This is a genomic window from Streptomyces sp. NPDC038280 (assembly GCF_055600045.1).
This window is the reverse complement of record NZ_JBVJYZ010000011.1, coordinates 191,782-216,238: the sequence shown is the minus strand read 5'-3', so window position 1 is coordinate 216,238 and position 24,457 is coordinate 191,782. Positions and strand designations below refer to the sequence as shown.

At 71.1% G+C, this 24,457-nt stretch carries 21 protein-coding genes and 1 tRNA gene; 13 read left to right on the top strand and 9 right to left on the bottom strand.

Annotated elements, in window-relative coordinates; all coding sequences use genetic code 11:
* Nucleotides 1-62 precede the first annotated feature (62 nt).
* From ACZ7J0_RS22720 to ACZ7J0_RS22705, 4 genes are all read right to left on the bottom strand, one after another.
* The gene (locus ACZ7J0_RS22720) at nt 63-905 is read right to left on the bottom strand and encodes an S-methyl-5'-thioadenosine phosphorylase (RefSeq protein WP_470890055.1); all 843 of its coding nucleotides are present in this window, start codon (nt 903-905) and stop codon (nt 63-65) included.
* Nucleotides 906-1,007: 102 nt separating this feature from the next.
* A complete protein-coding gene (locus tag ACZ7J0_RS22715) occupies nt 1,008-1,340 on the bottom strand; it encodes an FmdB family zinc ribbon protein (protein WP_470890053.1) in 333 nt (110 codons plus the stop codon).
* 68 nt (nt 1,341-1,408) lie between these two features.
* A complete protein-coding gene (locus ACZ7J0_RS22710) occupies nt 1,409-2,689 on the bottom strand; it encodes an MFS transporter (protein WP_470890051.1) in 1,281 nt (426 codons plus the stop codon).
* 240 nt (nt 2,690-2,929) lie between these two features.
* Nucleotides 2,930-4,468 (bottom strand): potassium/proton antiporter, encoded by a 1,539-nt coding sequence (locus ACZ7J0_RS22705; protein ID WP_470890049.1) that lies wholly within the window; start codon nt 4,466-4,468, stop codon nt 2,930-2,932.
* Between the two features lie 270 nt (nt 4,469-4,738).
* On the opposite strand from ACZ7J0_RS22705, the gene ACZ7J0_RS22700 reads away from it, so the two are divergent.
* The gene (locus ACZ7J0_RS22700; RefSeq protein ID WP_470890047.1) at nt 4,739-7,468 is read left to right on the top strand and encodes a penicillin acylase family protein; all 2,730 of its coding nucleotides are present in this window, start codon (nt 4,739-4,741) and stop codon (nt 7,466-7,468) included.
* On the opposite strand, the gene ACZ7J0_RS22695 is transcribed toward ACZ7J0_RS22700, so the two are convergent.
* Complete coding sequence (locus ACZ7J0_RS22695; RefSeq protein WP_470890045.1) at nt 7,458-8,093, bottom strand: 5-formyltetrahydrofolate cyclo-ligase; 636 nt, start codon at nt 8,091-8,093, stop codon at nt 7,458-7,460. The two genes, ACZ7J0_RS22700 and ACZ7J0_RS22695, sit on opposite strands and share 11 nt — an antisense overlap.
* Nucleotides 8,094-8,187: 94 nt before the next feature.
* Between ACZ7J0_RS22695 and galU the strand changes: the two genes are divergently transcribed.
* The 7 genes from galU to ACZ7J0_RS22660 all read left to right on the top strand — a co-directional run bounded on the left by galU (nt 8,188) and on the right by ACZ7J0_RS22660 (nt 13,559).
* On the top strand, nt 8,188-9,090 hold the full coding sequence (galU, locus tag ACZ7J0_RS22690; RefSeq protein ID WP_468710415.1) for a UTP--glucose-1-phosphate uridylyltransferase GalU: 903 nt from the start codon (nt 8,188-8,190) through the stop codon (nt 9,088-9,090).
* 4 nt (nt 9,091-9,094) lie between these two features.
* Complete coding sequence (gene glp / locus ACZ7J0_RS22685; protein WP_470890042.1) at nt 9,095-10,429, top strand: molybdotransferase-like divisome protein Glp; 1,335 nt, start codon at nt 9,095-9,097, stop codon at nt 10,427-10,429.
* A gap of 117 nt (nt 10,430-10,546) precedes the next feature.
* Nucleotides 10,547-11,047 carry a cyclic pyranopterin monophosphate synthase MoaC gene (gene moaC, locus ACZ7J0_RS22680; RefSeq protein ID WP_469121469.1) on the top strand — a complete coding sequence of 167 codons (501 nt, stop codon included), beginning with the start codon at nt 10,547-10,549 and terminating at the stop codon, nt 11,045-11,047.
* Nucleotides 11,044-11,559 (top strand): MogA/MoaB family molybdenum cofactor biosynthesis protein, encoded by a 516-nt coding sequence (locus ACZ7J0_RS22675; RefSeq protein WP_470890039.1) that lies wholly within the window; start codon nt 11,044-11,046, stop codon nt 11,557-11,559. Before moaC ends, ACZ7J0_RS22675 begins: the two co-directional genes overlap by 4 nt.
* Nucleotides 11,556-12,170 carry a GNAT family N-acetyltransferase gene (locus ACZ7J0_RS22670; protein ID WP_470890037.1) on the top strand — a complete coding sequence of 205 codons (615 nt, stop codon included), beginning with the start codon at nt 11,556-11,558 and terminating at the stop codon, nt 12,168-12,170. Before ACZ7J0_RS22675 ends, ACZ7J0_RS22670 begins: the two co-directional genes overlap by 4 nt.
* A 142-nt stretch (nt 12,171-12,312) precedes the next feature.
* On the top strand, nt 12,313-13,407 hold the full coding sequence (gene sepX / locus ACZ7J0_RS22665) for a divisome protein SepX/GlpR (protein ID WP_470890035.1): 1,095 nt from the start codon (nt 12,313-12,315) through the stop codon (nt 13,405-13,407).
* Between the two features lie 75 nt (nt 13,408-13,482).
* A tRNA-Ala gene (locus tag ACZ7J0_RS22660) sits at nt 13,483-13,559 on the top strand.
* Between the two features lie 239 nt (nt 13,560-13,798).
* On the opposite strand, the gene ACZ7J0_RS22655 is transcribed toward ACZ7J0_RS22660, so the two are convergent.
* Together ACZ7J0_RS22655 and ACZ7J0_RS22650 are read right to left on the bottom strand one after the other, a co-directional pair.
* Nucleotides 13,799-14,764: a trypsin-like serine peptidase gene (locus tag ACZ7J0_RS22655; RefSeq protein ID WP_470890033.1), complete on the bottom strand. Its 966-nt coding sequence runs from the start codon at nt 14,762-14,764 to the stop codon at nt 13,799-13,801.
* A 275-nt stretch (nt 14,765-15,039) separates the two neighbouring features.
* Nucleotides 15,040-15,519, bottom strand: a complete 480-nt coding sequence (locus ACZ7J0_RS22650) for a GNAT family N-acetyltransferase (RefSeq protein ID WP_470890031.1) — start codon at nt 15,517-15,519, stop codon at nt 15,040-15,042.
* A gap of 49 nt (nt 15,520-15,568) precedes the next feature.
* Here ACZ7J0_RS22650 and ACZ7J0_RS22645 point away from each other — a divergent pair, with 49 nt between their 5' ends.
* Nucleotides 15,569-16,366, top strand: coding sequence for an exodeoxyribonuclease III (locus tag ACZ7J0_RS22645; RefSeq protein ID WP_470890029.1), 798 nt, complete (start codon nt 15,569-15,571; stop codon nt 16,364-16,366).
* Nucleotides 16,367-16,512: 146 nt separating this feature from the next.
* On the opposite strand, the gene ACZ7J0_RS22640 is transcribed toward ACZ7J0_RS22645, so the two are convergent.
* Nucleotides 16,513-17,205 (bottom strand): MerR family transcriptional regulator, encoded by a 693-nt coding sequence (locus ACZ7J0_RS22640; RefSeq protein ID WP_470890115.1) that lies wholly within the window; start codon nt 17,203-17,205, stop codon nt 16,513-16,515.
* A gap of 183 nt (nt 17,206-17,388) precedes the next feature.
* On the opposite strand from ACZ7J0_RS22640, the gene ACZ7J0_RS22635 reads away from it, so the two are divergent.
* The 4 genes from ACZ7J0_RS22635 to ACZ7J0_RS22620 all read left to right on the top strand — a co-directional run bounded on the left by ACZ7J0_RS22635 (nt 17,389) and on the right by ACZ7J0_RS22620 (nt 21,008).
* Nucleotides 17,389-18,918: a flavin-containing monooxygenase gene (locus ACZ7J0_RS22635; protein ID WP_470890027.1), complete on the top strand. Its 1,530-nt coding sequence runs from the start codon at nt 17,389-17,391 to the stop codon at nt 18,916-18,918.
* Nucleotides 18,915-19,832 (top strand): alpha/beta fold hydrolase, encoded by a 918-nt coding sequence (locus ACZ7J0_RS22630; protein ID WP_470890025.1) that lies wholly within the window; start codon nt 18,915-18,917, stop codon nt 19,830-19,832. The genes ACZ7J0_RS22635 and ACZ7J0_RS22630 overlap by 4 nt, the downstream gene beginning before the upstream one ends.
* Entirely contained in the window at nt 19,829-20,710 is an 882-nt protein-coding gene (locus ACZ7J0_RS22625; RefSeq protein ID WP_469121461.1) for an SDR family oxidoreductase, read from the top strand. Before ACZ7J0_RS22630 ends, ACZ7J0_RS22625 begins: the two co-directional genes overlap by 4 nt.
* A gap of 118 nt (nt 20,711-20,828) precedes the next feature.
* Nucleotides 20,829-21,008: a hypothetical protein gene (locus ACZ7J0_RS22620; protein ID WP_468710402.1), complete on the top strand. Its 180-nt coding sequence runs from the start codon at nt 20,829-20,831 to the stop codon at nt 21,006-21,008.
* A gap of 98 nt (nt 21,009-21,106) precedes the next feature.
* Here the strand turns inward: ACZ7J0_RS22620 and ACZ7J0_RS22615 are convergent, their stop codons facing one another.
* Nucleotides 21,107-24,379, bottom strand: coding sequence for a S41 family peptidase (locus ACZ7J0_RS22615; RefSeq protein WP_470890022.1), 3,273 nt, complete (start codon nt 24,377-24,379; stop codon nt 21,107-21,109).
* Between the last annotated feature and the right edge of the window lie 78 nt (nt 24,380-24,457).

Below are 24,457 nucleotides of genomic sequence, written 5' to 3'. Positions count from 1 at the left end.
GTGGACAAGCCCGCCCTTGTGGAAAACCCGCTCACCCACAGGCGCCACAGCGCCCTCAGGGCCTACGGCAGTTCGATCCCCAGGTCCCACCCGTCGTGCGCGTGCGTGCACAAGCAGTCCCGGTCCGCCGTCTCCGGCAGGGCGCCCACCGCGTCGAACAGCACCTCGCGCAGCCGCCCCACGTTCTCGCCGAACACCTTGAGCACCTCGGTGTGCGAGACGCCCTCGCCCGTTTCCGCTCCCGCGTCCAGGTCCGTCACCAGCGCCATCGAGGTGTAGCAGAGCCCCAGCTCACGGGCGAGCACGGCCTCCGGGTGCCCCGTCATGCCGACCACCGACCACCCCGCCTGCGCGTGCCACCGCGACTCGGCCCGGGTCGAGAACCGAGGGCCCTCGATGACCACCATCGTGCCGCCGTCCACCGGGTCCCAACCGCGGCCGCGGGCCGCCTTCACGGCGACCCTGCGCCCATCGGGGCAGTACGGGTCGGCGAAGGTCGTGTGCACGACGTTCGGCACGCTGCCGTCCGGCAGCGGCTCACCGTCGAAGTACGTCTGCGCCCGTGCCTTCGTGCGGTCCACGAGCTGGTCGGGAACGAGCAGCGTGCCCGGCCCGTACTCCGGCTGAAGACCGCCCACCGCGCACGGCCCGAGCACCTGCCGCACGCCCAGTGACCGGAGCGCCCACAGATTGGCCCGGTAGTTGATCCGGTGCGGCGGGAGGGTGTGTCCGCGTCCGTGCCGGGGGAGGAAGGCGACCTGACGCCCGGCGATCTCCCCGACGAACAACGAATCGCTCGGGGGGCCGTACGGAGTGTCCACGGACACCTCCGTGACGTCGTCCAGGAAGGAGTAGAACCCCGAACCGCCGATCACACCTATGCCCGCGTACACGTTGGTCGCCATGGCGGCCACCCTAACGAAGTCCGCCCCGTCCCGGTGCGTCCGCATACGCCGAGAACCCCACCGTACGAAACGGTGAGGTCCTGGGAAGCGCGGAAAACCCGGTCAGGCGGCGGAGCTGGAGCCGCTCGACGAGGATGCCGTCGACGACGTCGAGGACGTCGACGCGGCGGGCTTCGCGTCCGAGGACGAGGAGCCCGTGCTGGACGTCGACGAGGTCGAGGACTTCGACGACGAGGCCGGCGAGCTGCTGGACGACGAGCCGCGGCTGTCGTTCCGGTAGAAGCCGGAGCCCTTGAAGACAATGCCGACGGCGGAGAACACCTTCTTCAGGCGTCCTTCGCAGCTCGGGCAGGTGGTCAGGGCGTCATCGGTGAACTTCTGCACCGCCTCGAGGCCCTCGCCGCACTCGGTGCACTGGTACTGGTAGGTCGGCACTTGTCTTCCTCCTGGCACTCTCACTCAATGAGTGCTAACGACTGTCCATACTGACGTATTCCGCGGAATCAGTCCACCGTCACCGGCACTCGGTGACCGATACCACGTGCCGCGATCCGTCCGGCGGGCCTCGGCGCGAGCCGCGACCGCAGGGCGAGGAGGGTGGTCAGCGCCAGGACGGTGCCGACCAGCGGCACCAGGAATCCGGTGCTCGCGCCGTGTTCGTCGGCCAGCCGGCCGGCGACCGTCACGGCGGCGGCCTGGCCCAGGGCCACCGCGCCCGTCAGCCAGGTGAAGGCCTCGGTGCGGGCGGTCGCCGGAACCAGCGTCTCGACCAGCGTGTAGCCGGTGATCAGGGCCGGGGCGATGAACAGGCCCACGACCAGGCCCAGCGCGCCGAGCAGCAGCACCGAGTGCACCGACCAGAGCAGCGAGGCCGCCACGGTGAGACCCGCGTAGCCCAGGACGAGCCTGCGGCGCGGTCCGATCTTCCAGGCGACGGCGCCGCACGCGATGCCGGCGAGCATGTTGCCGGCGGCGAAGACTCCGTACAGCAGACCGTTCGCGCCGGGGTTGCCGATCTCCTCGGTGAAGGCGGTCAGCGAGACCTGCATACCGCCGAAGACCGAGCCGATGCCGAGGAAGGCCACGGCCAGGACGCGGACGCCGGGGATGGACAGCGCCGAGGCGTGCGGCTGCTCGGACGAGGCCGCGGCGATCAGGCCGTACGCGGGCTGCGTGGAGCGCTGGGCGGCGAAGAACAGACCGCCGAAGAGGGTCAGGGCCGCCTCGGCGATCAGGCCGGCGGCCGGGTGGACGCCGGTGCACAGCGCGGTGGCGAGGACCGGGCCGACGACGAAGGTGAACTCGTCCGTCACGGACTCGAAGGCCGCGGCGGTCGGCATCAGCGGGGACTTCTCCAGCTTGGCCGCCCAGCGGGCGCGGACCATCGGTCCGATCTGCGGCACGGAGGCGCCGGTGGGCACGGCCGCGACGAACAGGGCCCACATCGGGGCGCCGGCGAGCGCGAGTGCCACTAGGGCCGACACCGAGGCGGTGTGGATGAGCACTCCGGGGAGGAGCACGGCGCGCTGTCCGACGCGGTCGGCGAGCTTGCCGCTCTGCGGGGCGAACATCGCCATGGAGACGCCGGTCACGGCGGCGACGGCACCGGCGCTGCCGTACGAGCCGGTGGTGTGCTGGACGAGCAGGACGATGCCGATGGTCAGCATCGCGAAGGGCTGGCGGGCGGCGAAGCCGGGCAGCAGGAACGAGAGGGCGCCGGGGGTGCGCAGGAGTTGTCCGTAGCCCGGGCGCTTCGTGGCGGACGTGGTGACCGTGGATGCCACGGTCCTTGCCTTTCTGCCGCCTGGTAGCGCTCCCCTGGGTGTACGGGAGCCGCCGAGAGCTGTCCTCATGCGCGGAACTGCGGTAGATGCCCGGCCCCACGGTGAGGGTGCCACGGCCGCCATACGGTCGCGCCAGCTCTGCGTCAGGCAGAGTTGGTCGATCAAGTGTTCCTTCATGGTACAGGGAGTGATGAGCTCGCGCCTGGGAAAAGACCACCCAATCTCACTGTGCACCTGTGATTAACCGGACGTTCGCCGACTGAAGAAGCGCTCGGCCCCGGCGATACGTCCCTTCAGGGCCGCGGTCGTCGCCGAGGCCCCGCCCTGGGCCGTCGCGCCGCCCGTGCCGAGCCAGCCCGCCAGCTTTCCGCCCTGGCCCACCGCCCGCAGCCGCCCCTCGGCCGCGTCGCGCACCGGATCGGTCGCGACCACGAGCAGCTCGTCCCCGCGCCGCAGCACGGTCGACGGCGCCGGTACGAAGCTCTTCCCGTCGCGTACGACCAGGGTGACCGCGGAGCCCGCCGGCAGCCGGAGCTCGGCGACCTCGACGCCGTGCATCTTGGACTTCTGCGGGATGGCGACCGACAGCAGATGCCCGCGCAGGCGCTCCAGGGGCGCCGATTCGACGCCGAGGTCGGCCGCCTCGGACGGGTCGCCGAGGCGCAGCGCCCGGGCCAGCCACGGCAGGGTGGGTCCCTGGACCAGGGTGTAGACCACGACGAGTACGAAGACGATGTTGAAGACCCGCTCGCTGCCCTCGATCCCGGACACCATGGGGATCGTCGCCAGGATGATGGGCACGGCTCCGCGCAGACCGGCCCAGGACATCAGGGCCTGCTCCTGCCAGGGGATGCGGAAGGGCAGCAGGCTGACCAGGACCTCCATGGGCCGGGCCACCACCGTCAGCACCAGGCCGATGACGACGGCCGGCCAGAAGTCGCTGAAGAGCTTGTGCGGGGTGACCAGCAGTCCGAGCAGGACGAACATGCCGATCTGGGCGATCCAGCCGAGTCCTTCGGCGAAGCCCCGGTTGGCCGGCGCGTGCGGCAGCTTGGCGTTGCCGAGCACCATCGAGGCGAGATAGACGGCGAGGAAGCCACTGCCGTGCGCCATGGCGCCGGCGGCGTACGCCACGACCGCGATGGCCATGACGGCGATCGGGTAGAGGCCCGAGGCGGGCAGGGCGACATGCCGCAGTCCGAACGAGCCGAGGAAGCCGACCGCGAGTCCGATGCCCGCGCCGATCGCCAGCTCCAGCGCGATCTTGCCGACCAGGACGTACCAGTGGTCGACCGGGCCGACCGTGGAGAAGGCCACGACGAGGATCACCACGGGCGCGTCGTTGAAGCCGGACTCGGCCTCCAGGACGCCGGTGACCCGGGAGGGCAGCGGGATCTTGCGCAGGACGGAGAAGACCGCGGCGGCGTCCGTCGAGGAGACGACCGCGCCGATGATCAGGGCGGGCCGCCACTCCAGGCCGACCAGATAGTGCGCGGCGGCCGCCGTGATGCCCACACTCACCGCGACGCCGACGGTCGACAGCACGACCGCCGCGGGCAACGCGGGTTTGATCTCCTTCCACTTGGTGCCCAGGCCACCCTCGGCCAGGATCACCACCAGTGCGGCATAGCCGATCACCTGGGTCAGCCCGGCATTGTCGAAGTGGACCTTGCCGATGCCGTCCTGCCCGATGGCGACCCCGATCCCGAGGTACAGCAGCAGGCTGGGGAGCCCGCTCCGGGACGAGACGCGCACCGCCGCGACGGCGATGAGCAGCACGAGCGAGCAGATGAGCAGGAGTTCATTGAGCTGGTGGACAGTCAGTGGCCGTTCCTTCCGCGACGGGCGGCCGGATCGTTCCTCCAGCAGCCGGTACTTCGTTACCTTACCTAATCTTTAACGTTTTCTTGACGCGGTCGATCATTCGTCCGGTAACCGTCCGAAAGTGCGTCGGTCGCTTCCTTACTGACACCGCGTCCGGGCCGGGGGAGCGCTGCGCCTATGGTTGCTCCAGCACTCCAGGACCACCCTGCCCCTCGAAGGACAGCGATGCCCGCCAACACCACTGCCTCTTCCGCCAGCAAGAAGGGGCGACGCGCCCGCCTGCTCATCATCGTCCTGGTGTTGGCGCTGGTCGCGGGCGTCGGCTATGGCACGTACTGGGGCATCAGTACCGTTCGTGCCTCATATCCGCAGACGAGCGGCACGATCAGGATCGACGGGCTCTCCGGACCCGTCGACGTCAAGCGCGACGCCTACGGCGTTCCGCAGATCTACGCCTCCAGCGACGAGGACCTCTTCCGCGCCCAGGGGTTCGTCCAGGCGCAGGACCGGTTCTACGAGATGGACGTCCGGCGCCACATGACCTCCGGCCGGCTCTCCGAGCTGTTCGGCAAGGACCAGGTGGACACCGACGCCTTCCTTCGCACGCTCGGCTGGCGCCAGGTCGCCCAGCGGGAGTACGACACCAAGCTCACGCCCGAGACCAAGAAGAACCTCCAGGCCTACGCGGCGGGCGTCAACGCCTATCTGCAGGGCAAGGAGGGCAGCGACGTCTCGGTCGAGTACGCGGCCCTCGGCTTCGTCAACGACTACAGGATCGAGCCGTGGACGCCGGTCGACTCGGTGGCCTGGCTCAAGGCGATGGCCTGGGACCTGCGCGGCAACATGCAGGACGAGATCGACCGTTCGCTGATGACCAGCAGGCTCAGCGCGTCGCAGATCCAGCAGCTGTACCCGGCCTACCCGTACGGCCTGCACAAGCCGATCCTCGACAAGGGCGGCGTGAACAAGGCCACCGGGAAGTTCGACCCGGACCGTACGCCGTCCTCGGAGGGCGCCAACGGCCCGGAGGGTGCGGCGCGGGGCCTGCAGTCGCAGCTCTCCGCGCTCTCCGAGACCCTCGACGAGATCCCGGCGCTGCTCGGTCCCAACGGCAACGGCATCGGATCCAACTCATGGGTCGTCTCCGGCAGGTACACGACCTCCGGCAAGCCGCTGCTCGCCAACGACCCGCACCTGGCCCCGCAGCTGCCCTCCCTCTGGTACCAGATGGGCCTGCACTGCCGGAGCGTCACGGCCACCTGTCGCTACGACGTGGCCGGCTACACCTTCTCCGGCATGCCCGGCGTGATCATCGGCCACAACCAGGACATCGCGTGGGGGTTCACCAACCTCGGCGCGGACGTCACCGATCTGTACCTCGAGAAGATCTCCGACACGGGCTACCAGTACGGCGGCCGGGAGCTGCCGTTCACCAACCGCGACGAGGTCATCAAGATCGCGGGCGGTACGAGCAGGACCATCACCGTACGGTCCACCAACAACGGCCCGCTGGTCTCCGACCGCAGCAGTGAGCTGGAGAAGGTCGGCGAGAAGGCCCCCGTCAGGAACTCCGCACCCGACCGCGGCGACGGATACGCGGTGGCCCTGCGCTGGACCGCGCTGGACCCGGGCAAGTCCATGGACGCGGTCCTGGAGCTCAACCGGGCCAGGGACTTCAAGGAGTTCCGGGCGGCCGCCAAGGACTTCGACGTGCCCTCGCAGAACCTGATCTACGCGGACGCCAAGGGTCCCGAGGGCCACATCGGCTACCAGGCCCCCGGAAAGATCCCGGTCCGCGCGGCGGGCCACGACGGCACCCTGCCGGCCCCCGGCTGGGACCCGGCGTACACCTGGAAGAAGACGACGGTCCCCTTCGAGGAACTTCCCTACGAGGAGGACCCGGACCGCGGTTACATCGTCACCGCCAACCAGGCCGTCATCGACGCCGGGAAGTATCCCTACCTCCTCACCAAGGACTGGGGCTACGGCTCGCGCAGCCAGCGCATCAACGACCTCATCGAGTCGAAGATCAAGGACGGCGGGAAGATCTCGCCGGACGACATGCGGACCATGCAGACGGACAACCGCAGCGAGATCGCGACGCTGCTCAACCCGCTGCTGCTGAAGATCGACATCGCGGATCCGTACGTCCGCGAGGCGCAGAAGCTGCTGGAGGGCTGGGACTACACCCAGGAGCCCGACTCGGCCGCCGCCGCGTACTTCAACGCGGTCTGGCGCAATGTCCTCAAGCTGGCCTTCGGCAACAAGCTGCCCAAGGAGCTGCGGGTCGAGGGCGACTGCATAAACGTCCGCCCGGCCGACTTCACGGGCCCGGTCGACGAGCAGAACAAGCTGGTGCGCGAGTGTGGTCAGCGCGACCCCGAGTCGGCGCAGCCGGACGGCGGCGACCGCTGGTACGAGGTGGTCCGCCCGCTCCTCAAGAACGAGAAGAGCGAGTGGTGGAAGTCCGAGCCGAGCCGTACGGACGAGGCCACCGTGACCCGCGACCAGCTGCTGGCCCGCGCGATGGAGGACGCCCGCTGGGAGCTGACCGCCAAGCTCGGCAAGGACGTCTCCACCTGGAGCTGGGGCAGGCTGCACCAGCTGACGCTGAAGAACCAGACCCTTGGCACACAAGGGCCGGGTTTCCTCCAGTCCGTGCTCAACCGGGGGCCGTGGAACCTGGGCGGCGGCGAGGCGGCGGTCAACGCCACCGGATGGAACGCGGCGGGCGGCTATGACGTCATCTGGGTGCCGTCGATGCGGATGGTCGTCAACGTCGGCGACTGGGACAAGTCCCGCTGGATCAACCTGACCGGCGCCTCCGGGCACGCCTACAACGCGCACTACACCGATCAGACCGAGCTGTGGACCAAGGGCGAACTGCTCGACTGGGCCTACGGCGAGCAGGCCGTCACGGCGGCCACGCAGGAAGCCCTGGTCCTCAGTCCGTAGGACGGGGGGCAGGGCTCCGGCCCGAGGGGCCCCAGGCCCTGAACCGGACGACGCCCTCGGGCGTCACCACCGCGTGTACGGGGTGGTCGTGCGGCTCCTCCGGGACCCGGGCGACCACCTCGTTCGCGTACAGGAGCACCACCAGCGCCGGATCCGCGCCGGCCCGCGCGAGCCGTGCGAGGACCCGGTCGTAGGAGCCGCCGCCCCGCCCCAGGCGCATCCCCCGGGCGTCCACGGCGAGACCGGGCAGCAGCACGGCGTCGGCGCCCAGGACGGCGTCCGGGCCGAGCCGTTCTCCGGCGGGCTCCAGCAGGCCGCGCCCGGCGCGCACCAGGCTCTCCGCACCCTCGTACAGTCCCCAGTCGAGGTCGTTGTCCTCGAGCAGCACCGGCAGCAGGACGCGCACGCCCATGCCGCGCAGCGCGTCCAGCAGTGCGCGTGTGCCGGGCTCGCGGCCCACCGACACATAGGCGGCCACCGTGCGGGCGTGCGCCAGTTCGGTGAGCTCCAGTGCGACATGAGCGAGAATCGTTCCGGTGTCGCGGACCTCGTCGCCGGTCAGCAGCGCCCGCGAGGCGAGCAGTTGGCGTCGAAGAGCGGCCTTGTCGGACATGTCGCCTGGCATGGGGAACTCACAAACCTCTCGTATCCGTTCTTATGATCAGGAAGTTAATCGGAGTCTCATCTTCGCCACATACCGACCGGATATGGTGCTCCGCATGACTCAGTCGCCCTCCAGGATCAGCAAGGCTGTCATCCCAGCCGCCGGGCTCGGAACCCGGTTCCTCCCGGCCACCAAGGCCACTCCCAAAGAGATGCTGCCTGTCGTCGACAAACCCGCCATCCAGTACGTGGTCGAGGAGGCGGTCGTCGCCGGCCTCACCGACGTCCTCATGGTGACCGGTCGGAACAAGCGACCCCTGGAGGACCACTTCGACCGGAACTACGAGCTGGAGGAAGCGCTGACCCGCAAGGGGGACAGCGAGCGCCTCGCCAAGGTCCAGGAGTCCAGCGACCTCGCCACCATGCACTACGTACGCCAGGGCGACCCGCGCGGCCTCGGCCACGCCGTCCTGTGCGCCGCCCCGCACGTCGGCGACCAGCCCTTCGCCGTCCTGCTCGGCGACGACCTGATCGACCCGCGCGACCCGCTGCTGTCCCGCATGGTCGAGATCCAGGAGCGCGAGGGCGGCACCGTCATCGCCCTGATGGAGGTCGAGCCCGCCCAGATCGGCATGTACGGCTGCGCCGCGGTCGAGGCCACCATCGACTCCGACGTCGTCAAGGTGACGGACTTGGTGGAAAAGCCCGATCCGGCCGACGCCCCCAGCAACTACGCCATCATCGGGCGGTATGTCCTGGATCCGGCGATCTTCGGGATACTGCGCGAGACCGAGCCCGGCCGTGGCGGCGAGATCCAGCTCACCGACGCGCTGCAGAAGCTCGCCATGGACGAGAAGATCGGCGGCCCGGTGCACGGCGTCGTCTTCAAGGGCCGCCGCTATGACACCGGCGACCGGGGCGACTATCTGCGTGCCATTGTCAGACTCGCGTGCGAACGTGAGGACCTGGGCCCGGAGTTCCGGGCGTGGCTTCGCAGTTACGTCACCGAGGAGATGTAGCACCTTGAGCAGCACGGCAGTACCGGCACCGTCATCGCCGTCCTCCGGCCTCTGGTCGGTCGACGAGCACCTGGACGACATCCTCGCCGCGGTGAAGCCGCTCGAACCCATCGAGCTGCAACTCCCCGACGCACAGGGCTGCGTCCTCGTCGAGGACGTCACGGTGCCGGTCGCGCTGCCGCCGTTCGACAACAGCTCCATGGACGGGTACGCGGTCCGGGTCGCCGATGTCTCGGGCGCCTCCGAGGAGTTCCCGGCGGTCCTGACGGTCATCGGCGACGTGGCGGCGGGCAGCGGCGAGCCGCCGACCGTCGGACCCGGACAGGCGGCGCGCATCATGACCGGCGCCCCGCTGCCGCCCGGCGCCGAGGCCGTCGTCCCGGTCGAGTGGACCGACGGGGGCACGGGCGGCGGAGCGGCCACCACCATGCGCCCCGCGGGAGCCGCCCCCGAGGGCGCGAGCGGCGAGGTCCGGGTCCACCGGCCGGTCCAGGCCCGCGCGCACGTCCGCGCCCGGGGCAGCGACGTCCAGTCGGGCGACCTGGCGCTGGAGGCCGGCACGGTCCTCGGGCCGCCCCAGATCGGACTGCTCGCCGCCATCGGCCGCGGCACCGTGCGGGTTCGCCCCCGCCCCCGCGTGGTCGTGATCTCCACGGGCAGCGAACTGGTCCAGCCCGGCGAGGACCTGGGCGAGGGACAGATCTACGACTCCAACAGCTTCGCGCTAGCGGCCGCGGCGCGGGACGCGGGAGCCATCGCCTACCGCGTCGGCGCGGTCACCGACGACGCCGACACCCTCCGCGCGGCCATCGAGGACCAGCTGATCCGTGCCGACTTGCTGGTCACCACAGGCGGCGTCAGCGTCGGCGCGTACGACGTCGTCAAGGAGGCCCTCTCCTCCGTCGGCGACCAGGACGAACCGGGCAGCGGCATCGACTTCCGCAAGCTCGCCATGCAGCCGGGCAAGCCGCAGGGCTTCGGCTCGATCGGCCGCGAGCACACCCCCCTGCTCGCCCTGCCGGGCAATCCGGTCTCCTCGTACGTCTCCTTCGAGCTGTTCGTCCGCCCCGCGATCCGCGCGCTGATGGGTCTCAACGATCTGCACCGGCCCCGCGTGCGTGCCGTGCTTAAGGCGGACAAGGCGCTGTCCTCACCGGCCGGCAAGCGCCAGTTCCTGCGCGGGACGTACGACGCGGAGAGCGGCACCGTCACTCCGGTGGGCGGCACCGGCTCCCACCTGATCGCCGCGCTCGCCCACGCCGACGCCCTGCTCGTCGTACCGGAGGACACCACGTCCGTGGACCCGGGCGCCGAGCTGGAAGTGGTCCTCATCCGCTGACGACGCCCAGGTGGCGGTAACGTGTCTGCGCTGTGCCTTCCGGGGGACGTCCCCCGGACCTCCGCCGCCCTGCGGGCCGTGCGGGGAACCGGCGCCAGAACGCGAGGCGGAGTCCAGTTGAGTACGCAAGGCAGGCTGACGCACATCGACGAGGCGGGGGCGGCCCGCATGGTCGACGTCTCCGGGAAGGACGTCACCGCGCGGACCGCGCGCGCCAGCGGCCGGGTCCTGGTCTCGCCGCGCGTGATCGAGCTGCTGCGCGGCGAGGGCGTCCCCAAGGGAGACGCGCTCGCCACGGCCCGGATCGCCGGGATCATGGGCGCCAAGCGCACCCCGGACCTCATCCCGCTCTGCCACCCCCTCGCGGTCTCCGGTGTGACACTGGACCTGACCGTCGCGGACGACGCGGTGGAGATCGCGGCGACCGTGAAGACCACCGACCGCACCGGCGTCGAGATGGAGGCGCTGACGGCCGTCTCGGTCGCCGCGCTGACCGTCGTCGACATGGTGAAGGCGGTCGACAAGGCCGCGGTGATCTCCGACATCCGCGTCGAGGAGAAGACCGGCGGCAAGTCCGGCGACTGGGCGCGCGACGCGGGTGAGGAGGCCGGGGCGTGAGCGCCGCATCACCCGACACCCCGCGGGCCGCCTACCGTGCGCTCGTCGTCACCGCGTCCAACCGGGCCGCCGCAGGCGTGTACGAGGACAAGGGCGGGCCGGTCCTCGCCGAGGGCTTGGCCGCGCTCGGCTTCACGGTCGACGGTCCCCAGGTGGTGCCCGACGGGGAGCCCGTCGAGGCCGCCCTGCGGGCCGGGGTCGCGGCCGCGTACGACGTCATCCTGACCACCGGCGGCACCGGCATCTCGCCGACCGACGCCACCCCCGAGGCCACCGGACGCGTCCTCGACTACGAGATCCCCGGCATCCCCGAGGCGATCCGCGCGTACGGCCGGGAGAAGATCCCCACCGCCGCGCTCTCCCGCGGCCTCGCCGGGGTCGCGGGCCGCACCCTGATCGTCAATCTGCCGGGCTCGCCCGGCGGTGTGCGCGACGGACTCGCCGTCCTTGACCGGCTGCTGGTCCACGCGGCCGATCAGCTCCGGGGCGGCGACCACCCCAGAACGTCATGATCCCGTCCTGGCCCGCGGTCCTGGTCGACGGCGATGTGGTGCTGCGGCCGATAAAACACCGTGACCAGCGGGCCTGGCGCGAGGTCAACCGGCGCAACCGCGACTGGCTGCGGCCCTGGGAGGCCACCATTCCGCCGCCCGGGCCCGGCGGCCCCGTCGTCCAGCGCCCCACGTACCGCCAGATGGTCCGCCATCTGCGGGCGGAGGCCAACGCCGGCCGGATGTTTCCCTTCGTGATCGAGTACGAGGGTCGCCTCGTCGGCCAGATCACGGTTGCCGGGATCACCTGGGGATCCATGTGCTCGGGCCATGTCGGCTACTGGGTCGACCGCGATGTGGCGGGCCGCGGCGTCATGCCGACCGCGGTCGCGCTCGCCGTCGACCACTGCTTCCGGACGGTCGGACTGCACCGGATGGAAGTCTGCATTCGCCCGGAGAACGGGCCGAGTCGGCGGGTGGTCGAGAAATTGGGATTCCGCGAGGAAGGGCTGCGCCCGCGCTATCTGCACATCGACGGTGCGTGGCGCGACCATCTGGTGTTCGCTCTGACGGCGGAGGAAGTCCCCGAGGGACTGCTGCGCCGCTGGCACGCGGCACAGTCCCGTAAATGAAATAAACGTTCGAATTCAATCAAGGGTTGACCATCAACTGATCTGAAGAGTCATAAAAAAAGTCAGTGATATCAGCCAGATCGTGCGACACACCGGCTCAATTGGCCGATGCCCTCGCGCGAACCCCTCTACCGTGTGAGGCGTGAGCAGCAGCGGCCTCATCTACGCAGTCATTGTCGGGGCCTGGGCCGCCTACTTGGTGCCGATGTGGCTCCGCAGGCAGGACGAGCTCAATGAGGCCCGTCCGACGGAACGCTTCAGCACCGCCATCCGGCTGCTGTCCGGACGGGCGGGAATGGAGCGCCGTTACGCCAAGGAGCTGCGGGAGCGCGACGCCGAGTCGGAGCAGCCGCCGCACGGCGGCGCCGACGAGGAGTGGCGTTCCGGCGACGGGCGGGTGGTTCCAGCCGTGGACCCGGACGCCGTGACGGACCGATTGAGTTCTGTCGACGTCCGGGCCTTCGCCGCGCCTCCGGACCGTACGGAAGCGCGCATCGAACTCCCGGCCCCCGTCCCGGCCCAGGCGTCGTCGCGGCGCCCGCGCCCCGACCGGTCGGCAGCCGAACGCGCCCGCCGCGGCCGGGTCCTGGCCCGTCGGCGACGCACCACGGTGGTCCTCTTCCTCGCCTTCACGCTCGGCGCGATCGTCGCCGCCGTCGGCGGCCTCGCCTTCCTCTGGGCCCCCGCGGCCCCGGCGGTGCTGCTGAGCGCGTACATCGTGCACCTGCGCACGCAGGAGCGGCGCCGCTTCGTGTACGTGATGGACCGCCGCCGCGCCGAGGTGGCGGCCCAGCGGCTGCGCGAGAGCCGCCCGCCGCGCCGGCAGGCCACGCCGGAGCCGGACGAGGAGACGTCCCACCCCGAACCGGAACCCGCGCCCGCGCTCTCCCCGCAGGAGGCCGGCCGCCGCGCGCTCGTCGAGCAGACGGACCACGCGGAGTGGGTCGACCAGCAGCGCGAGCGCGGACCGGCCCGCGGCGACAGCTGGGATCCCGTCCCGGTCCCGCTTCCCACGTACGTGACCGCGCCGGTCGCCCCGCGCGCCACGAGCGGTGTGGACGTGACCGACCCGGAGACGTGGAGCTCGGCCCGCTCCTCCACGGCGGACCCGACCCCCACCCCGCCACCGGCGCCGCCCCGGCGCACCGCCCCGCAGCGCAAGGGCCGCGACCACGGCCGCACGCCGCTCTTCGACCAGTACGCGGACGAGGACCGGCCCAGAGCCGCCAACGAGTGAAGGGCCTTGGCTGACCAGCGGGGGAACGGATTTCCAACCACCCCGATCGGGATGCTAATGTTTCACACGTCGCAAGGGCCTGTGGCGCAGTCTGGTAGCGCACCTCGTTCGCATCGAGGGGGTCTGGGGTTCAAATCCCCACAGGTCCACCAGCGCACAAAGAGATCCCGTCCGATCTGATTGATCGGACGGGATCTTTGTGTTGCGCCTTCTCGGTGTTGTGCCTCCTCGGCGAACGGCGGCCCTCGAGGATCTGGGTGGCCGTGACGCGGCCCGCATGTCGGCCGGGGCGAACACGCGAGTATGTCAGCGGTTCCGGCGTGCGGGAACGGGCCGGGACAGCGGGGGCGGGGTCCGGTGGGGCTCGCCCGCCGGACCCCGCCGCTGTCCGTCAGGACGTCTGGGCCTTGTCGTAGAGGGCCTTGGCGTCATTGCCGAAGTACGGGCCGAACATCCGGTTCGGCAGGAAGGTGTAGCCGAAGCTGTTCACCGAGACCTGCAGGCCGGTGCCGGCCGACTCGCTGAAGCCGGTGAACCAGGGGCCACCGCTGGAGCCGCCGGTCATGTTGCAGCCGAGGCTGTGGTCCTGTGAGAACAGGAAGTCCTTGGAGGAGTTCCCGCTGCAGTACACGAGCTTGGTGCCGTCGTACGGTGACGCCGCCGGGAAGCCGAAGGCGTACATCGGCTTGTTGTAGCCGCCGTTGAACTGGATGCCCTGGGCGCCGGTGACGGAGGTGAGCTTCTGGCCGTTCAGCGGGGCGACGACGGCCGCGCCGACGTCGTAGTTGATGTCCTCGCTCGCCTCCCACTGGGGTGTGGTCAGCGTCTTGGACGCGGCCCACTGGCCGTACGGCGCGCTGCCGTTGTTGTACGCGGGGACGAAGACCCAGTTGGTGTGCCAGCTGCCCTGGTACTTCACGCAGTGACCGGCCGTGATCACGGTGCTGGCGTTCTGGCTGGTGACCGCGTTGCCCGAGCAGGAGGCCGTACGCCCCTGGAAGCTGAAGAACACCCGGCCCGAGGTCTTCACGACCGCGCCGCCGCCGGTCCACGCGCCGCCCGCCTGGGGGAACGCGGTGGGTGCGACGGTCGTCGTCGCGGCGCCCGGCTTCGGTGGCTTGAGGCTCTTGAGCGCGCTGGGCGTGAGTAACAGGTCGAGAGGGGTGGCGGCGCGCATCCGCTCGGCGGTCCAGAAGCTACGAGCCGAGTGCTGCTCGGCGGCGGACGCGGCGCGGGCGGCGGGGGCCGCGGTGGTGCCCGGGGCGGCCGCGGTGGCCGCGCTCGCGGCGGACAGGCCGCCGGTGAGCAGGGCGCCCACTGTCAACAGGATGGCCGTGGCTGTGCGTTGGCGTCTCACGCATGTCTCCTTCTGCCGGGGCAGGTGGGGGATGAGAACGGTGCGGATCGGCTTGCGTGAGGCAGCGTGCCACGAGAACGGGGTGTTTGTCAGGGGCGCGTCAGGCGTAGGTTGCCGGGGCATGGGAGCGGGGCTCTCGCGCCGGGAGCACGGAGCCCGGGGGTTCCGTGCGGCGGGCCCCGGGTGCCGGGGGTCGGGCGGCGAGGGGGCCGGGCGGGGAAGGTCGGCGGGGGGTCGGGCGGCGGTCGCCGGGCGGGGGCCGGCGAGGTGTCCGGCTAGGCCAGCGGCTTCGCGAAGCAGCGGCTGTTGTCGTAGTGCCGGTAGGCGCCGAACTTGGAGCACGGTTCGTACCCGCTGGAGAGGTACAGCGCTATCGCCTCCGGCTGCTTCGCGCCGGTCTCCAGCACCATCCGCGTGCGCCCCGCCTCCCGCGCGTCGTCCTCCAGGGCCGCGAGGATCCGGCGGGCGAGGCCGAGGCCGCGCGCCTCGGGGACCACGAACATGCGCTTGAGCTCGGCGTCGCCGTCCGAGTAGCCCTCGTCGTTCTGCTCCTGGGAGCGCCAGCCGCCGGTGGCGACGGGGCGGTCCTGGAGGTCGTACGCCATCAGATAGAGGCCCCTCGGTGGGGCGAACATCGACGGGTCCAGGGGTGTGACATCGCCCCCGTCGCCGTAGCGGGCGGCGTATTCCAGCTGGACCTGGTCGTTGAGTTTGACGGCGTCCGGGTGGTCAAAAGCGATTCTTTGAATATTCATGCGAAGTATCGTACATCTATGCGGGTCGTGGTGTCGGTAGGGTGCCGGGATGTTCACCGTGACAACCGCGAATGTAAACGGGCTGCGCGCCGCCGCCAAGAAGGGCTTTGTGGAGTGGCTGGCCACCACTGAGGCGGACGTGGTCTGTCTGCAGGAGGTGCGCGCCGAGGCGGCGCAGCTTCCCGACGAGGTCCGGGCGCCGGAGGGCTGGTTCACCGTGTTCGCCCCGGCCGCCGCGAAGGGCCGCGCGGGCGTTTCGCTGTACACCCGGCGTGAGCCGGATCACGTGCGCGTCGGCTTCGGTTCGGCGGAGTTCGACGGCAGCGGCCGGTACGTCGAGGCGGATCTGCCGGGCGTCACGGTCGCCAGTCTCTATCTCCCCTCCGGTGAGGCCGGCACGGAGCGGCAGGACGAGAAGATGCGCTTCATGGGCGAGTTCCTGCCGTATCTGAAGTCCCTCAAGGAGCGCGCGGCCGCCGACGGCCGCGAGGTGCTGGTCTGCGGCGACTGGAACATCGCCCACCAGGAGGCCGACCTCAAGAACTGGAAGTCCAACCGGAAGAACGCCGGCTTCCTCCCCGAGGAGCGGGAGTGGCTGACCCGCGTCTTCGGCGAGGCCGCCTATGTCGATGTGGTCCGCGCCCTGCACCCGGACCAGGAGGGCCCTTACTCCTGGTGGTCCTACCGCGGCCGCGCCTTCGACAACGACGCCGGCTGGCGCATCGACTACCAGGTCGCCACCGCGGGTCTCGCCGCCCGTGCGGTGAAGGCCTGGGTCGAGCGGGCGGCCACCCATGGCGAGCGCTGGAGCGACCACGCACCCGTGACGGCGGTCTACGAGCTCTAGAGCGGCGAGCCCGGGGCCTGCGGTCCCAAGAGCACGGGGCCCGTTGTCGACGAGCGCGGGGCCTGTCGTCGTCCACGGGCTCCAAGCCTCCGGTTCGCGGGCTCGAAGCCTCCGGTCCGCGAGCTCCAAGCCTTCGTCGGCGAGCTTCAGGCCTTCGGGCTACGAGCTGTGGGTGTCGGACCGCCGGTCCGGCCGGCCTCCGCCGCGTGTGCGCGTCCGTCCGTGTCCGTCCTCAGCCGCCGGTCGAGGGCCATCGACAGCTCCGCCTCCACCACGCTCTTGGCGAGGGGGCGGAGCCGTTCGATGTCCTTCTCCTCGGCGTGCGAGCGCAGCAGGTCGGTGAACAGGCCCGCCAGTTCGTCCGCGTGTTCCCTGACCCGGCGGCCGGCCGCCAGTACGGCCGCCAGCGGAATGCCCTCCTTGACCAGCGCCGCCGAGACGTCCAGCAGACGACGGCTGATGTGGACGATCGCGTCGCCGTCCGTTGCCAGATAGCCGAGGTCCAGCGCGGCCATGAGGTTCTCCGCGGTGACCTCGCCCGCGAAGTAGTCGGCGAGCTCCTGAGGGGTGAGCCGGACCGGCTCCTCCTCGGTCGGTTCGCCGAGGCCCAGCACCTCGCCGACGTCCTTGCCGCTCTCGAAGGCGGTGGCGAGGTCGGCGATGCCATTGAGGGTGTGGCCGCGCTCCAGAAGAGCGGCGATCGTGCGGAGCCGGGCCAGGTGGTGGCTGTCGTACCAGGCGATCCGTCCCTCGCGGCGCGGTGGCTGGATCAGTCCGCGCTCGCGGTAGAAGCGCAGGGTCCGCACGGTGATGCCGGCCTCCTCGGCCAGCTCCGCCATGCGGTATTCGCGTACGTCGGACACCGGTCCAGATCCTTCTGCCACACCGGTCAGCCTATGTTGTACCGCCGGTAACTTTTACTCTCCGTACCTCTACCGCTCGGTAGGGGACTGCTCTAGTCTCCCCATCGTGCCAGTGATTGCTGGCACGGTCTGGCTGGGTACTGTGCGGCAGGAGGCAGCATGACGAAGCACGAGCATGTTCGAGTGGCGGTGATCGGATCCGGATTCGGCGGCCTGGGGGCCGCGGTCCGGCTGCGCCGCGAGGGGATCACCGACTTCGTCGTCCTGGAGCGGGCGGACTCCGTCGGCGGGACCTGGCGGGACAACAGCTATCCGGGATGCGCCTGCGACGTTCCTTCCCACCTCTACTCGTTCTCCTTCGCGCCCAACCCCGACTGGCCGCGCACCTTCTCCGGGCAGCGCCACATCCGCGCGTACCTGGAGCACGTCGCCGACACCTTCGGGCTTCGCCCGCACCTGCGCCTGAACCACGAGGTGCGGATGATGCGCTGGGACAACGACGAACTGCGCTGGGACATCGAGACCTCCCAGGGCTCGTTCACCGCCGACGTGGTCGTCTCCGCGACCGGGCCGCTCTCCGACCCCAAGATCCCCGACATCGCGGGCCTCGCCGGCTTCCCCGGCAAGGTCTTCCACTCGGCCCGCTGGGACCACGACTACGACCTGACCGGCAAGCGCGTCGCGATGATCGGGACCGGCGCGTCCGCGATCCAGATCGTCCCGGCGATCCAGCCGAAGGCCGGCTCGCTGACCCTCTTCCAGCGCACTCCCCCGTGGGTGATGCCCCGCATGGACCGGCGTATCAGCGGCGTCGAGCGCTGGCTGCACCGACAGCTGCCCTTCACCGGCACCGCGCGGCGCGGGCTGCTCTGGGGCATCCGCGAGCTGCAGGTCAGCGCCTTCACCAAGCGCCCCAACGAACTCGGCCTGGTCGAGTCCCTGGCGAAGGCCAACATGGCCAAGGCGATCAAGGACCGGGCACTGCGCGCCAAGCTGACGCCCTCGTACCGCATCGGCTGCAAGCGCATCCTGCTCTCCAGCGAGTACTACCCGGCCGTCGCCAAGCCCAATGTGGACGTCATCGCCTCCGGCCTGGCCGAGGTGCGCGGCAGCACCCTCGTCGCGGCCGACGGCACCGAGACCGAGGTCGACGCGATCATCTTCGGCACCGGCTTCCACGTGACGGACATGCCGATCGCCGAGCGGGTCGTGGGCGCGGACGGCATCACGCTCGCGGAGTCGTGGAAGGGCGGCATGGAGTCGCTGCGCGGCGCCACCGCCGCCGGCTTCCCCAACTGGATGACGATCATCGGGCCCAACACCGGCCTCGGGAACTCCTCGATGATCCTCATGATCGAGTCGCAGCTGAACTACATGGCCGACTACCTGCGCCAGCTCGACGTCCTCGGCGGCCGCGCCGCCCTCGCCGCCAGGCCGTCCGCCGTCGGCGCGTGGAACCGCAAGGTCCAGGGCCGGATGGAGCGGACCGTCTGGAAGGCGGGCGGTTGCGACAGCTGGTACCTCGACGCGAACGGCCGCAACACCACCCTGTGGCCCGGCACGACGGCCGAGTTCCGGCGTGAGACGCGCGAGGTGGACCTCGGCGAGTACGAAGTGCTCCGGCCCCCGTCCCGGCCTGCCGTGAAGGCCGCGTCGGACGCCACGCGGAAGACCGAGGCCGTCTCATGAGCCGACTCCTGAAGCGTGACAGCCCCGTCCCCCCGCAGCCCGCACGCGAGCTGACCGCCGTCTCCGCCGACGGCTCGCGCGTCCATGTCGAGGTGTACGGCCCCTCCGGCGCCCCCGCCGTGGTGCTCGCCCATGGCTGGACCTGCTCCATACAGTTCTGGGCCGAGCAGATCCGCGACCTCTCCGCCGACCACCGGGTCATCGCCTACGACCAGCGGGGACACGGCCGCACGCCGCTGGTCGGCCGGACCGGATACTCCACCGACGCGCTCGCCGACGACCTGGAGGCGGTGCTCGACACCGCCCTCGAGCCGGGCGAGAAGGCCGTGTTCGCCGGCCACTCCATGGGCGGGATGACGCTCATGGCCGCCGCTGGCAGACCGGCCTTCCAGGAGCACGCCGCCGCCGTTCTGCTGTGCAGCACCGGCGCGTCGGCACTGGTCGCCGAGTCGACCGTGCTGCCGATGCGGCCCGGCGGGCTGCGCACGCGGCTGACCCGGTCCATCCTGGGCGCGCGGGCGCCGCTGGGGCCGGTCACCGTGCTGTCGAAGAAGTTCCTGAAGTACGGGACGATGGGCCCGGGGTCGGCACCCGACCGGGTCGACGCGTGCGCCCGGATCGTGCACGCCTGCCCGAGGGCTTCCCGGGTCGCCTGGTCGCACGTCCTGGCCGGGCTGGACCTGGCGGCCGGTGTCCGTGAACTGACCATGCCGACGGCCGTGATCGTCGGGACCGCCGACCGGCTGACCCCGCCCGTGCACGCCCGCTCCCTGGTGGCCGAGCTCCCCCACTGCGTCGGGCTCGTGGAGCTCGCCGGGATGGGCCACATGACACCGGTGGAGGCGCCCGAGGCGGTCACCGCCCGGCTCCGCGAGCTCGTGACGACGTACATCGAGATGAGGGAAGCCGTATGAGCAGGGTGAGTCTGGAAGGCCAGGTCGCGGTCGTCACGGGCGCCGCGCGCGGCGTCGGCGAGCTGCTGGCCCGCAAGCTGTCGGCGCGCGGGGCGCGGATCGCGCTCGTCGGACTGGAGCCGGACGAGCTGAAGGCGGTCGCCGGCCGACTGCACACCGACTGCGACTGGTGGCACGCCGATGTCACCGACCACGAGGCGATGGCCCGGGTGGCGCAGGAGGTCAAGGAGCGCTTCGGCAAGGTCGACATCGTCGTCGCCAACGCCGGTGTCGCCTCCGGGGGCCCCTTCGTCGACTCCGACCCGGTGGCGTGGCGACGGGTGATCGAGGTCAACCTGATCGGCGGGGCGGTGACGGGCCGGGCGTTCCTGCCCGTCCTGATGGAGAGCCGGGGCTACTTCCTCCAGATCGCCTCGCTCGCCGCGATCACCCCCGCGCCGATGATGACGGCGTACTGCGCCTCCAAGTCGGGGGTGGAGGCCTTCGCGCACAGCCTGCGCGCCGAGGTCGGCTACAAGGGCGTGCGGGTCGGCGTCGGCTATCTGTCCTGGACGGACACCGACATGGTCCGGGGCGCCGACCAGGACGACGTGATGCGGGAGCTGCGGGAGCGGCTGCCCTGGCCGTCGAACCGTACGTATCCGCTGGGGCCGGCCGTGGACCGGATCGTGGAGGGCATCGAGCGCCGGTCGGCGCATGTGTACGCGCAGTGGTGGCTGCGGGGGATGCAGTCGATCCGGGGCTATCTGCCGGGACTCATCGCCACCGTGGGGCAGCGGGAGATGAAGCGCTTCGAGCCGAGGCTCGCCGGGGTCTCCAAGGGCCTGGTCGGGGCGGGCGGAGCGGCGGACGAGCAGGAGCGCACCGAGCGCGCGTGATTCCTCGGCCGCCCGGCCGAAATGCGCGGAATGTTCCGTCGTGCCACGCTGGTCGAGGCCCCGGGGGCAGCACTGCCCCCGATTCCCACACCCCTTGTAGGAGTGAACCTCGATGGGCATGGCAGACCAGTCAAAGGACAAGGCGCAGCAGCTCAAGGAGCAGGCGAAGCAGAAGGCCCGCAGCACCAAGGAGCAGGCTTCGCAGCGCTCTTCGAAGGCGAAGGACGACGCCGAGCAGGAGACGCTCAGGGAGCAGCAGGCGGCTCAGGACAAGTTCGACCAGGACTACGACATCTGACATCGGTCTCAGGTGCCGGCATCTGACACCGGTCACTGAAGAGGCGCACCCGGGACGCCGGGTGCGCCTCTTTCCGTGTCCCACCGCCGTCCCGCGGCTCACTCCCGCGGCGGCAGCTTCGGGCGGCGCAGGTCCGGGATTCCCGAGTACCCCGGCGGCATCGCCGCGGGCGTCTTGGCCAGCAGCGACAGCGCCAGCCGTACCGCGTCGTCGAGCTGGGCGTGGCGGCCCTCCGCCCAGTCCAGTGGGGTGCGCAGGATCGCCAGGTCCGGTTCGACGCCGTGGTTCTCGATGGACCAGCCGTACTCGTCGAACCAGGCCGCGTTCATCGGCACCGTGATCACCGTGCCGTCGCCCAGTCGGTGCCGACCGGTCATGCCGACCACCCCGCCCCAGGTCCGCTGGCCGACCACCGGGCCGAGGCCGAGCAGCCGGAACGCGGCCGTGATCATGTCACCGTCCGAGGAGGTCGCCTCGTCGGCGAGGGCCACGACCGGGCCGCGGGGCGCGTTCGAGGCGTACGAGACGGGCTGCGCGTCGCGCGTCAGGTCCCAGCCCAGGATCTTGCGGGTCAGTTTCTCGATGACCAGCTCGCTGATGTGTCCCCCGGCGTTGCCGCGCACGTCCACGATCAGTGCCGGGCGGGAGACCTCCAGTCGCAGGTCGCGGTTGAACTGGGCCCAGCCCGAGCCGCCCATGTCCGGGATGTGCAGATAGCCGCACCGGCCACCGCTCAACTCCCGCACGACCTGGCGGCGTTTGGCGACCCAGTCCTGGTAGCGCAGCGGCCGCTCGTCGATCAGCGGGACCACCGCGACCCGGCGGGCCCGCCCCTCGCCCTGGGCGGGCTCGAAGGTCAGCTCGACCGTCGTGCCGCCGGACGCGGCGAAGAGAGGGTAGGGCCCGGACACGGGGTCGACCGGACGGCCGTCGACATGGGTGAGCACCGCGCCCTCACGGATGCCGGTGCCGGCGAGCGGTGAGCGCGCCTTGGAGTCGGAGGACTCGCCCGGCAGGATCCGCTTGACCAGCCAACGGCCGTCCCTGCAGACCAGGTTGGTGCCGAGCAGCCCCATCGGGCGCTGGTAGTGCGGCGGTCCCTCGTTGCGCCGCGCGGGGGTGACATAGGCGTGCGAGGTGCCGAGCTCGCCCAGGACCTCACGCATCAGATCCGCGAACTCGTCGGGGGAGGCGACCCGTTCGACCAGCGGCCGGTACTGGTCCAGGACGGCCGTCCAGTCCAGGCCGCCCATGTCGGGCGCCCAGAAGTACGCGCGGATGATCCGGCCCGCCTCGTCGTACGCCTGGCGCCACTCCGCCTCCGGGTCCACCTGGTGCACGATCCGGCGCAGATCCACATAGACCGTGGAGTCTCCGTCTCCGGACTCGGTGGAGGGGACCGCGCGCAGATCGCCCTCGTCGACGACGACCAGCCGGGTGCCGTCGCCGCTGACCGCGAACCAGTCGAGGTGGTCGACCAGTTCGGACTTGCGCGCCTTGGTGATGTTGAAGTACTCGAGGGTCGGCCGGCCCGAGGTGTCCGCCGGGTTCGCGAACGTCTCGCCCAGCGCGCCCGAGATCGGCCACCGCAGCCAGACCAGGCCGCCGCCGCTCACCGGGTGCAGCGCCGAGTACTTGGACGCGGCGACCGGGAAGGGCGTGACCCGGTCCGGGAGCCCCTCGATCTCCACGATCACGGTGCCCCCGGCCTGGGCGGCCCCTTCTCCGTCGCTCTCGCCCGGGTCCAGGCCCCCCGCCGCGGGCCGCCCGTCGGGCAGCAGCGCGAAGGGGGAGGGCGTCGTCGAGGAGAGTGGTACGAGATAGGGGCGGCAGCCCAGCGGGAACGACAGATCGCCGGTGTGCACGTCGTACACCGGGTCGAAGCCGCGCCAGGACAGAAACGCGAGATAGCGGCCGTCCCGGGTGAAGACCGGGTTCTCGTCCTCGAAGCGGCCGTTGGTGACGTCGACGACCGTGCGGTCGCCGGGCCCGGTGATCCGGGCCATCTTGATCTGCCGCAGCGACCGGCCGATTCCCGGCTGCGACCAGGTCAGCCAGGCGCCGTCGGGCGAGAACGCCAGATCGCGCACGGGCCCGTTGATCGAGTGGATCAGCTCGGTGACCTCGCCGTTCGACTCCTCCGTGGCGTCGACGAGCAGCAGCCGCCCGTCGTGGGAGGCGAGGGCGAGCCGCTCCCCGTCCGGGTCCGCCACCATCTCGTGGACGCGCCCCAGCTCCCCGGAGGCCAGCCGCCGGGGCTCGCGGTCACCGCTCGCCCGGGGGAGGTAGCCGATCTCGATGGCGTCCTCGCCCTCGGCGTCCGTGATGTAGGCGACCTGGCCGCCGCTGCCCAGCATCTCCGGCAGCCGGACCCGGACGCCCGGGGTGTCGGTGATGGTGCGGGCGGGTCCGTCGCGGTGGGTGAGCCAGTACAGCGAGCCGCGCACCGAGACGGCGCTGGCGCGGCCGGTCTCGTCGACCGAGATGGCGTCCACGTGGTTGGCGGCGGCGACCTGGTAGGAACGCCGGCCGGTGCGCGGCCCGCCGAGCCGCACCTCCAGCTTCCGGGGCCGCGAGTCCGGGGTCAGTTCGTCGACGATCCACACCTCCCCGGCGCACTGGTAGACGACCCGCTGCCCGTCGGACGAGGCGTGCCGTGCGTAGAAGGCGTCGTGGTCCGTGTGGCGGCGCAGATCGCCGCCGTCGTACCGGCAGGAGTAGAGGTTGCCGATCCCCTCGTGGTCGGAGAGGAACGCGATCCGGCCGCCCACGAACATCGCGCAGTCCAGGTGCCCCCCGATGTCCGCCAGCAGCTGCTCGCCGTGCAGCCACAGCCGCCCGGTCGCCCCGCCCCGGTACCGCTTCCAGGCGGCGGGCTCGTGCGGCGGCTTGCCCGTCAGCAGCAGGGTGCGCCGCTGCCCCTCGATGTCGGCGACGGCGATGTCGGAGAGCGGGCCCCAGGGCAGCCGTCGCCCGGGGGAGCCGTCGGTGGGCACGGTGTAGCCCCAGGAGTAGTACGAGAAGGGCTGGCCGTGCGAGGAGACGGCGAGGATGTCGCCGTCCGGGGACCAGCCGCAGACGCGCGTGTCGGGGGAGCCCCAGTAGCTGAGCCGCCGGGAGGGTCCGCCCTCCACCGGGGCGAGATGGATCTCCGGGTCGAGGCTGCGCCAGCTCGTGTAGGCGATGAACCGGCCGTCCGGCGAGAAGCGCGGGTGGCCCACCCGGGTCCGGTCGACGGTGGCCCGCCAGGCCCGGCCGGGTTTCTGGCCCTCGGCGACGAGGGGCGCGACCCAGAGGTCGTCCTCGGCCGCGAAGCACAGCAAGTCGTCGTGCAGATGCGGATAGCGGAGATACGCGACGTCATCACTCACTCCCCAATGCTTTCCGCGGGGAGGGGGGTCGGCAACTTGTGGTGCGGGACACATGCGAAACGTTGCCGTTTCGCTGGG